Raw genomic sequence first — 11,598 nt, 5'->3', positions numbered from 1 at the left:
TGATACTTTTTGCCTTTCTTCAGGAAAGGCAAAAAAATCCTGTCCATCCAGTAAATCCTGTCTATAATGTTAAGGCCTTAAACGGCAAAGCCTTTTCAATTCTCACCGGCAGAGCCGGTGGATTATTTTTGATTTAGGATTCGCTGAGATTAGATGCAAGGTTACCAATCAGAACGGGGAACCAGTAATTGAGTATGGCTATCGATATATAGTTGCTTACCGAAACTCGGCTTAACCCTAGATCGCCAATGGTCGCATAACCAGTCATTCCACCGGACGCCCTCCGCCTTCGCTCTTCGAGCTACGGCGAGACAAGTATATGCCGTTTCTGTTCGCCTGTGCCGCCGAAGCGTTTGCATAGGTGCATCGGCTCATAGTTTTGCGCTGATACTTCCTTCGGACGGTCCCTCGCGGTTCCGCGCTCTTGAGCCGCCGTAGCCTTTGGCGAAGGGGGTTGCCTTCGGCTAGTGTTTTTGTTATGTCTCACGACATTACAGGCTTCACATACAGGGGACTTGGCTTCGACAAGTTCAGCCGAGCCCCACCCCCATAAGCCCTTCGGCCTTGAGCTCAGGGCCGAAAGGCTCACGCCCGTGCCGGGCGTACACAAATCACTTTACTAGATCGCTTACAGCGCCTGGTGAGTTCAGGCGTTCGATAATTGACATGCAGAAGACCACGGGGTTCTCAAAATGAAAAGAAGAGTTGGTCGTATTGCGTGGGAATTGAAGTTCTCTTTAGCGTTGATTGTGAGCAGTTTCATTCTCTATTTTATACATTATACCTGTTTCCGCGATCTTCACCACATCTGGCTCTGGGGTTTCACAAGCCTTTCTTTTCTTCCGATTTCCGTTCTTTTAGTCACGGTGTTCATCAACCGGCTACTTGGGGTTAGAGAAATGCACTCGCGTCTTGAGAAACTGAATATGCTCATCGGAGCTTTCTTTAGCAACACGGGAACGGAGTTGCTCTCTCGCTTCTCAGCCTGGGATCCGCAAGCCGACTACCTTCGAAATCACCTCGGCAGGCCCGATGTATGGAGCAAGCTCACCCCCGAACATGCAAAACAGATACTCTCCGCCCATCCGTACAAGGTCTCTGTCAGGCCAGCTGATCTTCAACAGCTGAAAGACTTCCTGACCGGCAAGACTGATTTCCTCCTCAGACTTCTGGAGAACCCCAACCTGCTGGAACATGAAACCTTTACTGAGCTGCTCCGTGCCGTGTTTCATCTGGCAGAAGAACTCTCTTGTAGAAAGAGCGTATTGGACCTTCCGGGTTCAGATGTCAGACATCTCATGGCTGATGTGAAACGATGCTATGGATTCCTGGTGCGTAAGTGGGTTTCGTATCTCGCTTACCTTAGGCGGGAATATCCGTACTTGTTCTCCTTGGCGGTCCGTACAAATCCCTTTGACGGGCAAGCGTCGGTTGTTGTGACTTGATCTGCGGCATCCATCGAGCCTACTCATTGACTCTGACGGGATAAGTCATAAAATTGACAAACCCTATCGATCATCTTATTGTAATACGAAATAATATCGATGGAGATTGTGACATGCAAACTGTAACCGTATCACCAAAATATCAAGTCGTTATACCAAAAGTAGTCAGGGAGGCATTGCGTCTTCGCCCCGGTCAAAAATGCAGGTTGCAAAATATGGCGGGCGGATCGAACTTATTCCAGAACGAGATATTAAAGAGCTCCGCGGATTTCTGAAAGGCATAAATACGGAGTTCGAACGAGAGAAAGATAGGAGCTGTTTTCGACCTAGTTTAAGAATAACTGAATTGCTACTGGTTTTAAAAATCGTTAGGAGCGGATAGAATGGCACATCCGATTCGGATAAGCGCTATTAATGGGCTAAGGGAGGGTGATTCGTTTAGTTATAAACGTATATTCACACAAGAAGAATCTGTATTGTTTGGCGACATGACAAGGGACTATAACCCTGTTCATTACGACTCCCGTTGGGCAGAAGTAAAGGGCTTCAGAAGTCTCATTTGCCATGGACTGCTCGTCGGGTCCATGATTTGCGAGTTTGGTGGCCAAGTAGGCTGGCTCGCGACAGGCATGAATTTCAAATACATTAAACCCGTCTATTTCGGTGATACTGTCCATTGCGCCATTACAATTACCAAGATAGAAAAAAGTGGGCGCGCCGAGGCCGAGGCTTTTCTTACTAATCAAGATGGCGATCAGGTCTGTTATGCCTATATGACCGGGCGCGTCCCGCTGGACCAGGAACGGGAGCTTCTAAAACAGATGATAAATGAAGGCGACCCCACCAACAAACTGTCTAACGAAAAGTACACTTGCTAATAAGTTGGTCTTGCCATGTTTGATATGTTTCATACCTGTTTGAAAAAGAAGATAAAGCTTCACATAACTAAAGATTTCATCAGACCGTAAAAAGCCGCGGCTGGTGAACCTTGGGTTATAAGTAAAAACATGCTGAATTCAATGACATCGTTAACCTTAAGGTCTTATTGGCAACGGTGTATCCGTTAACAATATTATTCAGAGGAAATAATGAATGAATCAGTAACTCCTAACGATCTCAGAATCCTAATTGACGATTATGTAACTGCATACCCCGAAACAACCGGAGAACGAAATCTCTGGCGGAAGCCGCTTCTGGCGACAGCTAAAGCAGACGATCGCTTCGACATACTGCCCCGCATCGCCGCAGAGGATCACGCCCTGCCACAGGACTTACTGCCCTCGGCCAAATCGGTAGTGGTTTTTTTCGTGCCATTTGTAAAAGAGCTGGCGGTTGAAAACCACAAAGGGGAAATCCCCTGCCGGAACTGGGGGCTTACCTATGAGTCCACAAATCGGCTCATCAAAAACCTGTGCGGACATATCCGGCATCATCTTGAAGACCGGGGATACAAAGCCGAATTGACTCCGGCTACACACAATTTCGACCATGTAAAGCTCGTCTCCCGATGGTCTCACAAGCACCTGGGATATCTTACAGGCCTAGGACGCTTCGGGGTGAACGCTCAGCTTATCACACCCTCCGGATGCGCCGGACGATTAGGCAGTCTGGTGACCGATGCCGAATTTGGCGACAGCCCCCTGATCAGAGAAAAAGAACTATGCCTGCACAAAAATGGCCATAAATGCCTTGTGTGCGTCAAACGTTGTCCGGTGGGAGCGGTGTCCGAATCAGGCATCGACCGCAAACTTTGCTGGGAGCGCCTGAAATCCAATCGCGACCAGACAGAGGAACTAGCGGGCCTTGAAAAGACAACCCATGTCTGCGGTAAATGCCAAGTCCTCGTGCCGTGTAGCCTGAAAGTTCCGAAGGAGGAGTAAGTAGTTAATGAAGCTCTGCCATGCATGTCTTGTTTAACATATCTGCCATCATCAAACTTGCGGTAGTTTTTGTCTTCATCATCGTCCTGATAAGACAAAAGCTTTCTCTTGGCACGGCTTTGGTGGCAGCATCCATCCTGCTTGGCCTGTGGTTTCGTCTTTCTGCCTGGCAAATAGGAACCTCCATTGTTGACTCCCTTATCGCAGAACGTACGGTTGTACTCTTTGTTGTGATCACTCTGATTCTGATCCTAAGCCACTCAATGGAGAAAACCGGGCAAATGACACGACTTCTGGACTCCTTCAGGGGAATCAGCCAAAACATTCGCCTGAATCTGGCCCTCTTTCCGGCCATAATCGGGCTTCTTCCCATGCCTGGAGGAGCCATCTTTTCTGCCCTCATGGTGCAGGAAATGAGCAACCAGGCGGCCCTTCGCGCCGGGCACAAAACCGTGATCAATTATTTATTCCGTCACATATGGGAATTTTGCTGGCCGCTGTATCCTGGCGTCATTCTCGCGTGCGCCCTTTCCGGTATTGATCTGTGGGCCTTCGTTCTTGTCCAGTTTCCCTTGACGCTTTTCACCGCCTGGATAGGATATCTTACGCAGTTAAGATCCATTCCGATTCAAAAGCATCCCTCTGACGCCGATTCCAACCAATCTCGCGGTAGGTTTCTAATAGAACTGACGCCGATACTCCTGGTTGTGGGAGGCGCCCTTCTTTTTGGAGTTCTGATCCACCTGTTGGGAAACGTGTGGCCGCCATTGAAATCAACAAGAACGGAGGTCCCCCTCATTGTAGCGCTCGTGATAAGCATATTCTGGGTATGGCGGTCGAATCACATGCCCTTTGGGGACATGAGGCGCACAGTTTTCAACAAGTCTTTGCTGTCGATGATCTTCATGATTGCAGGTGTCATGGTTTTTCAGGGTGTCTTGAAAGACAGCCGGGCAGTCTCAGAAATCAGCCAAAGCCTGACATCCGCCAGAGTGCCCATAATCCTGGTTGTCGCTTTGCTGCCATTTCTGGTGGGAAGCATTACCGGAATTACAGTGGCCTTTGTAGGGACAACCTTTCCCATAATCTTTTCGCTGCTCGCAGATCTCGGAATGGCCGATCAAATCCTGGCTTATACCGTCTTGGCCTTCTGTGCAGGCTACCTTGGCGTTCTGTTGTCCCCTTTGCACATCTGCCTGGTCTTGACCTGTTCTTATTTCAAGATAGACATGCCGAGAATATACCCAAGGCTTGCCCTGCCCTGCGCGGCAATAGCCGCAGCCGGGTTGTTGTCATTCTGGATCAACCGTTTGGTTTAGGATTGTAAAGAGACGCCTGTAAAAGGAAATATCTTGCAAAAATTACGGCTGGATGTCTTAAACGCCATATACTGCCTTTACGATGACTTCTCAAAAGGTCTCACCGTGGCTTGTAAGCGAGGATGCGCCCTGTGCTGCACGCAAAATGTTACCATGACTACTCTGGAAGGGTACCGTATATTGCAATATTTGATTTCAACCGGACAAAGGGATCTCCTGAAAGTTATCCGGGACACCACGGCCCGTAAACGCTTCAAACCGGTTCTCAGTACAAACGAATTTGCTGCCTTGTGCCTGCGAGGAGAAGACCCGCCGGAGGAGAGTGACAACGATTCTCTCGGAGTCGCCTGCAAGTTTCTCTTACACGATGAGTGCCTTATTTACGGACAGCGACCATTCGGATGCAGATGCTTCTTTTCAGCCCGACAGTGTGCTAAAGAGGCCTCTGCTGTGGTAGATCCATTCCTGATTACAGTAAATACCGTCTTCTTGCAGTTCATCGAGCACATTGACCAGGGTGGGCTATTCGGCAACATGAACGACGTGCTCATGTTTCTTGAGCAGCACAAGCACTACGAAACGCAGATGGCTTCGGATAATACGGATGACACAATTGACATATATGATTCGCCGGGACTTGCTCAAAACAAATCTATACCCGCCCTTTTGATCCCTCCAAAACACCGTGAGCGCTTGCAACCAATCTTTAAGAAGCTCACAGAACTCGTAAATACGTAGTGGGAGCAAAGGGTTAGACCCGGTCGTATCGAAATCATTATCCCCCCATTCGGGTGCTTTTGTTCCATGGTTGGGAAAAAAATATGCCAAATAAGAGGATCATAGATAACAAATTACTTAGGGCTCGCGCATAAATGGAAAAGCAAGAGCCTGGCTCAAAATGTGTTTGGCTTGGCACGAGTATTGAAAGCTAAAGCTGACGAACTCGTATTGGATCTTTTGTGAACCGCTTTTAGCGAAATCGCAAAGGTCGGATTATCGACAGATTTTTTCTGCTTTAAAAGGCACGAATCTCGCCTACAACAAAGCGAGTCCGGGGAAGATATTATGCAAGCGATGACTATGGCGACCTCTTACGTGGTGAAGAGAAGTCCCCTCTTGCCACCTTGGCCAAATTTTGCCATACCTACCTCGGAGGAACCATCAACACACTCCATATCCTCCCCTTTTTCCCCTACTCTTCTGATAAAGGATTTTCCATTATAGACTTTGAGACTGTAGATCCACATTTGGGATCATGGCAGGACATAGAGGATCTGAAAGATCTGCGGCATTACTCTTTGAGCCATCGATCAAACCGAGGAGTTTTGAAATCACTGTGGGAAGCATGGGAAGTTCGTCTATCTTTGAATAGATCTTTGCTCGAAGTTCATCTTTGTCCATATTCTCCCCTACTCAATTACTACCACTTTGATGGAATTCGAACTCCCCCGTGCAAAGAACTTCCCGCTGCCTCTAGTGATAACGATTTTATCGCCACCGTGTAAATCACATGCGCTTCTGACCTTATCAATAACGTAGTTCTCAAGCTCACTATCATCTTCGTCATACTCATATAGGTAAAACGGGCTAACTCCCCAATAGAGACACATCCTCCTCACAATGGGCAAAGAATTGGAAACTCCCAGAACCGACGTTTGTGGTCTGAACCGGCACATCTTCAGGCAGGAGTTTCCTGACTGAGTCACGGAAAGTATCCTCTTGGCGCCGATCCTTTCGGCTATCAGCGATGCACCGATCACTGTAGCATCATCTATATTGGTCAAATCCATGAACTTAAAGGAAGGCCTTTCTTTTGGCGTTTTTTCCGCTTCTCTTATTATTTTTCCCATCATTTTGACGGCCTCAATGGGATGCTTTCCAGAGGCTGTTTCAGCGCTTAACATCACAGCATCTGTGCCGTCCCAAATAGCATTGGCTACATCAGAGGCCTCGGCCCTGGTGGGAGTGGAATTTTCAACCATGGATTCCAACATCTGGGTGGCGGTGATAACGGGTATTCCACGATGATTGCATGAAGAAATAATGTACTTTTGCACGGCAGGAACAAGGTGGTTGCCAAGCTCAACGCCCATATCACCCCGAGCGACCATGATCACATCAGAAACATCAAGGATTGCTTCCATGTTGTCAATGGCCTCTCGATTCTCGATCTTCGAGACTATGGGTATATCTTCATTCAGTTCACGAAGAAGCTCCTTAAGCTTGAGTGCATCTTGTTTTTTCCGCACAAACGACAGGGCTATGTAGTCAACAGCCTGTTCAATGGCAAATATTATGTCTTCACGATCCTTCTCTGTCAAACTTGGTGCGGAGACTCTTGAATCAGGAAGATTTATCCCTTTGTGAGATTTCAGGATGCCACCCACAAGGATATTGATCTTGTTAACATCCCGGTCTTTTTCAACCGCCTGCGCCACAATCAATCCATCATCAAAGAGTATACGGGCCCCGTCTTCGCAGTCATCAATAATATGTTCATATTTGGTCGGGATAAAGCAATCCTTATACTCCGGATAGTCCTCTTGCACCCTCGTTGGTCCTATGACCCAGGTTTCGCCATCCTTCAGCTTAAGACCTTCAGGCACACTGTCCACTCGAATCTTGGGCCCTTGAAGGTCAAGAAGAATCGCGACTTCCAGTCCCACCGCACCTGATGCCTTGCGGATGTTGGCAATAAGCTCGGCATGCTCTTCGTAATTCCCATGACTCATGTTGACCCGGGCCACATTCATTCCTGCCAGAATCAGGTCGGAAAGCATCTCAACAGAAGACGAAGCTGGTCCCAGAGTTGCCACGACTTTGGCATGTCTATGCAGATTTGCTCTTCTCACGAGAAGGTCTCCTATCTCAGGCCGGCGATCTTAACCTCATCTGGCAATCCTTTGAATCCTGCCACAACGGTCCTGATTTTCCTCTCGCGCATCTCTTCTTCCGCCCTGATCAACGGATTGTAATTCTGGAGGTTGCGTTCCCCGTTCGGCGCACCGGCCTTAAACCAGAGCTTCCGTGAGACCGAACCGTATATAAGCGGCATATAAGGCAGGAATTCGGATGTGCCCTCTGTGGAGCGGTGGGAGAAAAATGCCGTGAATCCGCCCTTCTTGATGTTGTTAATGGCCTCTTGCAGGCTGCCCACACCAAGTTCCTTGAGTTGCCGGAGCACACCTCCAAGATCTTTGCGTGCCTTCAGGAACTCCTCAACCCGGTCGACACGAGCAAGACCAAGAACGATCTCCGTTGCCAGGCACGTCTCGGTAAATGTTCCGGCTTGATTCAGCTTTATGAGGACTGAGTTGCCACAACGATTCTTTCGCTCAGGAGCCGCAAGGAAAGGGATGATAAAACGCATCTGGGTCACGGCTGCGTCGTCGACAACTATCTGGACGCGATTGCCGTATTTCCCGGTCATCAAACGATGTGCCTCGGCGTCAGATTCACTTCCGGGATCTTCCATGGTAACGAAATTCGGGGAGCTTTTTACGACTGACCAGTTGAACTTGATCAGCTCTTCGCGTGTCTTGATGCCCATTGCCGAAAAACGCATGTCGTATTTGCCTTCCTTGCGCAATTTTTCGGTTTTTTGCAATTCTGAAAAAGCGTTGTCCGTGCCGATTGCCCAGTCTGTCTTCTTGAGCTTGAGCTGCCTGGCACACTCCTTGATACGGCCAAGACCTTCAAAGTTGTCCTCTACGGGGAAAACAAAGCCCCGCTCTTTTGCAGTGCCGGTGGGCAGACCGTCACGAACGAGATTTTTTTCAAACTGCCTGAAAAACTTCGTTGCTGTTTCAAACACGCCCTTGATCGACTTTTCATTCATTGCAAAAAAGAACATTTCTTGAATGTCCTGCTTTGTGCCAGGGACATGTTCGCCTCCGCAAACCATGTTAAAACCGATGTTCGGCATGTAGAAGGTCTTAAGCCCGCCTTTTGGCCTGAGAAGCTGCCAGGCCTTGTATTCTGAAGCCTTCAGCAATGTTTGAAGGAAAACAGTTGACGCAGCAAGACAAGCATTGCCACCCCACCGTTTCTTGTTGGGGCCGGCCCCTTCGACCAACTTGAGATCGAATACTGCACAAGCGTCAAGAATATCCCCTGGTTTTCTGATCACGACTTTCTTTGGAAGGAGAGGAACAATATTTTTTTCAATAGACCGTATTGCCCTCTTATTGGGGATATAAATAGCTTCGGCTTCGCCGTCTGACGTACCCTTGGCAATCCCGTTTCGTTCCGAAATTGTCCACGAGTCTTTGCCGCGCTGGACCCGGGCTGTCATAGCCCCTTCAAGGGTGAATGTTGCATACGAAGACAGAATCTCCCTTCCCCTAAGCGTGAATCTTGAAACAATAGTCTCATTTGTCATTGTAATCTCCTTCCTATTTCTTTATTGGCGATAAGGGTCATAATACGTGGATACCACATTTTCTGCCACATAACCGCTCAAAAAAATCCGGACTGTGCGCGCGGTTGCCATGATCGCCGTGGGACGAAGGCTTTTTGTTCCAGGCGATATTAATCATCCTGGATTTCGCAAGGGCCCGGAGATGACCAGTGTTTTTACAACAACCCTTTGTCAGCCTGAGCTTGAATCGCTGTAATCGCGACCGTGTTAACGATGTCCGCAACCGTGCATCCACGACTGAGATCATTTACAGGCTTATTGAGACCCTGAAGAACAGGACCAATCGCCACAGCATTGGCCGACCTTTGAACCGCCTTATAAGTGTTATTCCCAGTGTTCAAGTCAGGAAACACAAAAACAGTGGCATTGCCTGCGACTTCGCTCTCAGGCATCTTGGTTCTTGCCACCTCCGGATCAACCGCGGCATCATACTGCATGGGTCCCTCCAGTTTCAAATCCGGATCAGATTCCTTGGACATCTCCTTGGCAATTCTCGTCGCTTCACGGACTTTCTCAACGTCCTCTCCTTTGCCTGATTCCCCGGTTGAATAAGACAACATGGCCACCCTGGGCTCAATACCAAAAATCCTGGCAGTCTGGGCGGAGCTGAGAGCAATTTCAGCAAGCCTTTCCGCATTCGGATGCGGATTCACCGCACAGTCACCGTAAACGAGAACCCTGTCTTTGAGGCACATAAGAAACACGCTGGAAACAACGGAAAAACCGGGTTTGGTTTTTATGATTTCAAAGGCGGGACGGATAGTATCCTGGGTCGTATGAACTGCCCCAGAAACCATGCCGTCAGCATGGCCTTTATGAACCATCATGGCGCCGAAAAAGATCACGTCGCTTATATTATCCCTGGCGATTTCCATAGTGATGCCCTTATGTTTTCGCAGATCATAATAGGTTTGGACATAATTATCAAAAGAGGAAAATCCATGCACCTCGACGATATTGACCCCCTCCATCCGTAATCTGAGTTGGGCGATTTTGTTCCGGATCTGCTGTTCATTGCCAAGGAGGGTTATATCTACGACTTCGCGACGGAGTAATATCTCGGCAGCCCGCAAGATCCTTTCTTCTTGGCCTTCAGGCAGGACAATGTGCTGCTTGTGTGCCCTGGCCTTTTGGATCAGTTCGTATTCAAACATCTTCGGCGTGACAATAGAGACCTGAGTTTCAAGGATCTTTCCCCCCAGTACCTCTACATCGATATTTCTCTCAAAGATCTCCAGAGCCCGGGTGACTTTCCGCTGGTTCTCCGGCGAGATCACAGCGTGAACATTGTCAACCGATATAGCCGATGGGAACGTATCCCCCTTCACACTAATGATGGGCACTATATTGGAAAATCCCTCGATCAATTTGCAGACCGGTTCTTCCGGTTTCAAGCCGCCCGTTAACATGATCCCCGCAATGTTCGGCATGGACGTTGACGACACAGCGGAAAGGCAGGCGACAATAACGTCCGCCCTGTCTCCGGGAGTAATAATCAGGGTCCCATACTTGATTCTTTCAAGGAAATTCCGCAATTGCATTGCCGCCACGGTAAAACTGTAAACGTGCCTGTTCAACTGTTCTTCACCATATAGGACTTCTGCATTCATGAGCCCGGCAATTTCTCTCACGGTCGGGCTTCCGAGGAACTTCTCATCCGGTAGGGTGTAAACCAGTTGTTCGGAATTCAAGACATTTGTTTTCAATCGTTTCGTGATTTCTTCATCGTTTTGCGAGTCTGTTCGATTAACTACCGTGGCAACCACATTGCATCCTTTCTCAAATAAGGACCCAACGGACATCTCAATCGATCGGAGGACTTCATCCACGGTTTTCTGATAGGCATTTGCGACTAACAGAACGGGACATCCCAAATTGTTGCTAACTTCAGCATTGATATCCAATTCAAAGGCTGAGGTCGAACCCACAAAGTCAGTGCCTTCACACAACACAAAATCGTTTGTTTTCTCGAGCTCCTTGTATTTGCCGACAATTCCTTCAAGCAATTCCTCGTATTTACCCTGAGTGATAAGGTCATTTGCCTGCGTAGTGGTATAAGCGTACATTGCCTCGTATGAAATCCCCAGTCTGTAGTGAGAAGAAATCAAATTGATATCATTGTCTTTCTTTTTCGTGTCCAGATCGGCATTGATCAAGGGACGGAAAAAGCCGGCTCTTTCGACATTTCTCGCTAGCATTTCCATGACTCCCAGAGAAATGGCTGATTTCCCGCTTCTCGGTTCCGTAGCCGTGACAAACAAATTCCTTGACATGATATTGTCTCCCGTTCTTGCCTATAATTGTCCATCCATAAATGGTCTTTTTGCCCAATCTCGGCGTTATGCTCAAAAAATAATCCTCGGAATATCACACATATGCCTGCGGTTATTTTTTTCGCATGCCTTGATCTTGAACAAAAATCCTCATTTCTGGATGGACACTAACTAGTGTCCATCCATAAATCGTTTTCAAATCAAAGGGCACTGGCGTATGTTTCCAATTCAGAAATGAGCAATTTTTTCTCTGAGCAAGGC

Annotated in this window: 9 protein-coding genes and 1 pseudogene; 6 read left to right on the top strand and 4 right to left on the bottom strand. The window is 48.1% G+C overall.

The window, feature by feature from the left end:
* Positions 1 to 692 precede the first annotated feature (692 nt).
* The 6 genes and pseudogenes from JW883_06515 (at position 693) to JW883_06490 (ending at position 5,382) form a co-directional block, all read left to right on the top strand.
* Positions 693 to 1,445: a hypothetical protein gene (locus JW883_06515; GenBank protein MBN1841918.1), complete on the top strand. Its 753-nt coding sequence runs from the start codon at positions 693 to 695 to the stop codon at positions 1,443 to 1,445.
* Positions 1,446 to 1,558: 113 nt separating this feature from the next.
* A pseudogene (locus JW883_06510) lies at positions 1,559 to 1,827 on the top strand (AbrB/MazE/SpoVT family DNA-binding domain-containing protein).
* A 1-nt stretch (position 1,828) separates the two neighbouring features.
* A complete protein-coding gene (locus tag JW883_06505) occupies positions 1,829 to 2,323 on the top strand; it encodes a MaoC family dehydratase (protein MBN1841917.1) in 495 nt (164 codons plus the stop codon).
* Positions 2,324 to 2,533: 210 nt separating this feature from the next.
* The gene (locus tag JW883_06500) at positions 2,534 to 3,325 is read left to right on the top strand and encodes an epoxyqueuosine reductase (protein MBN1841916.1); all 792 of its coding nucleotides are present in this window, start codon (positions 2,534 to 2,536) and stop codon (positions 3,323 to 3,325) included.
* 20 nt (positions 3,326 to 3,345) lie between these two features.
* Positions 3,346 to 4,644: a DUF401 family protein gene (locus tag JW883_06495; protein MBN1841915.1), complete on the top strand. Its 1,299-nt coding sequence runs from the start codon at positions 3,346 to 3,348 to the stop codon at positions 4,642 to 4,644.
* A 33-nt stretch (positions 4,645 to 4,677) separates the two neighbouring features.
* Positions 4,678 to 5,382: a YkgJ family cysteine cluster protein gene (locus JW883_06490; GenBank protein MBN1841914.1), complete on the top strand. Its 705-nt coding sequence runs from the start codon at positions 4,678 to 4,680 to the stop codon at positions 5,380 to 5,382.
* Positions 5,383 to 5,862: 480 nt separating this feature from the next.
* Here JW883_06490 and JW883_06485 read toward each other — a convergent pair whose 3' ends face one another.
* The 4 genes from JW883_06485 to pta all read right to left on the bottom strand — a co-directional run bounded on the left by JW883_06485 (position 5,863) and on the right by pta (position 11,337).
* Positions 5,863 to 6,045, bottom strand: coding sequence for a hypothetical protein (locus JW883_06485; GenBank protein MBN1841913.1), 183 nt, complete (start codon positions 6,043 to 6,045; stop codon positions 5,863 to 5,865).
* A gap of 8 nt (positions 6,046 to 6,053) precedes the next feature.
* Positions 6,054 to 7,496 (bottom strand): pyruvate kinase, encoded by a 1,443-nt coding sequence (gene pyk / locus JW883_06480; protein MBN1841912.1) that lies wholly within the window; start codon positions 7,494 to 7,496, stop codon positions 6,054 to 6,056.
* Positions 7,497 to 7,507: 11 nt separating this feature from the next.
* Complete coding sequence (locus JW883_06475) at positions 7,508 to 9,025, bottom strand: hypothetical protein (protein MBN1841911.1); 1,518 nt, start codon at positions 9,023 to 9,025, stop codon at positions 7,508 to 7,510.
* Positions 9,026 to 9,219: 194 nt separating this feature from the next.
* Positions 9,220 to 11,337 carry a phosphate acetyltransferase gene (pta, locus tag JW883_06470; GenBank protein ID MBN1841910.1) on the bottom strand — a complete coding sequence of 706 codons (2,118 nt, stop codon included), beginning with the start codon at positions 11,335 to 11,337 and terminating at the stop codon, positions 9,220 to 9,222.
* Between the last annotated feature and the right edge of the window lie 261 nt (positions 11,338 to 11,598).

It is taken from the genome of Deltaproteobacteria bacterium (assembly GCA_016930875.1).
Taxonomy (GTDB): Bacteria; Desulfobacterota; Desulfobacteria; order Desulfobacterales.
This window is presented reverse-complemented; position numbering and strand designations above follow the sequence as displayed.

Bases quoted from the DNA above. Each gene is read 5' to 3' on its own strand.
- JW883_06495 (MBN1841915.1), top strand. From the start codon at position 3,346: ATGCATGTCTTGTTTAACATATCTGCCATCATCAAACTTGCGGTAGTT.
- JW883_06475 (MBN1841911.1), bottom strand. From the start codon at position 9,025: ATGACAAATGAGACTATTGTTTCAAGATTCACGCTTAGGGGAAGGGAG.
- pta (MBN1841910.1), bottom strand. From the start codon at position 11,337: ATGTCAAGGAATTTGTTTGTCACGGCTACGGAACCGAGAAGCGGGAAA.
- JW883_06500 (MBN1841916.1), top strand. From the start codon at position 2,534: ATGAATGAATCAGTAACTCCTAACGATCTCAGAATCCTAATTGACGAT.
- JW883_06485 (MBN1841913.1), bottom strand. From the start codon at position 6,045: ATGGACAAAGATGAACTTCGAGCAAAGATCTATTCAAAGATAGACGAA.
- JW883_06515 (MBN1841918.1), top strand. From the start codon at position 693: ATGAAAAGAAGAGTTGGTCGTATTGCGTGGGAATTGAAGTTCTCTTTA.
- JW883_06505 (MBN1841917.1), top strand. From the start codon at position 1,829: ATGGCACATCCGATTCGGATAAGCGCTATTAATGGGCTAAGGGAGGGT.